We start from the raw sequence: 1015 nt of genomic DNA on the forward strand, positions 1-1015 counted from the left end.
TCTAATAACTGACAGCTGACAACTTAAAATAGATCTCCCTTACGATTTAATTTGCACTAAATCGTAATCAGCCATGCCGGGCACAATTGCTTGTAGGCGTGACTCGGTTACATCTAGTGCATTTAAGCATTCACAATATTCTGAGGCTTTAAGCTCTAACTGATGCGCTTTTTTTTGTAGTGATTTATCAATCTCTTTTGAGATAATATCCATCCGCTGACCCATATCGTTAATTCGATCTTCTATATTACCTTCGCGTGATTTAAAGGCATCACCAAGGGATACTAAAATAGCACCTAACGATCCATGTACTGCGGAGTGAATTTGTTGGCTTATCTCTTTGGTGAAAAAGTCATCTATTTGCGAAAGAGATTGAGGGGCAATAAAAAAGAAGTCATCTCCGCGCTTAAATTTATCCATTAATGCGCGTTCTACGTACTGAAGCTGTGTTTTAAGTACCTCTGGCTCTTTATCAGACATACCCTCAACTACATGCTCAATAGCGCTTAAACCTAAGTTAACACCATCTGTAGCAAGATTTACTAATTCGGGAACTGTGTGGCGAATGCCATTACTAAATTGCTCGAGTACTTTACTTTCGTCATCGCTTAAATCAACCCAATAACCACGTATAAACAGCTGATTATTATTGTTAATTTGAACACGAGTCTGGCCTTTATCAAGTATACGTATTACATCATCAGTAATGATTAAACCATGACGAAGCTCAACATCACATTGGGCCTGAGCAAATGCAGTGCTGCTTGAAAGTGCTATCGACAACGCCAATATCGAACGAGATAGGAACGCCATAAACACCTCAAAAAGACTAAAATGGAAGGCGGGTAGGTTAACAAAAAACCAACTTTATGCAAGTAAAAGTAAAGCTATCAGCTATCAGCTATCAGCTATCAGCTATCAGCTATCAGCTATCAGCTATCAGCTATCAGCTATCAGCTATCAGCTATCAGCTATCAGCTATCAGCTATCAAAGCACAGTAAAACACCGAGAATG

Annotated in this window: 1 protein-coding gene; it reads right to left on the minus strand. The window is 39.1% G+C overall.

Going from position 1 to position 1015, the window contains the following annotated elements; genetic code table 11:
* Positions 1–39 precede the first annotated feature (39 nt).
* Positions 40–813, minus strand: coding sequence for a YggN family protein (locus CWC11_RS20135; RefSeq protein ID WP_058546933.1), 774 nt, complete (start codon positions 811–813; stop codon positions 40–42).
* Between the last annotated feature and the right edge of the window lie 202 nt (positions 814–1015).

It is taken from the genome of Pseudoalteromonas sp. S3178, from assembly GCF_005886985.1.
In the GTDB taxonomy this organism is placed as follows: Bacteria; Pseudomonadota; Gammaproteobacteria; order Enterobacterales; family Alteromonadaceae; genus Pseudoalteromonas; species Pseudoalteromonas carrageenovora.

Coding starts and splice junctions, on each gene's coding strand:
- CWC11_RS20135 (WP_058546933.1), bottom strand. CDS start 813: ATGGCGTTCCTATCTCGTTCGATATTGGCGTTGTCGATAGCACTTTCA.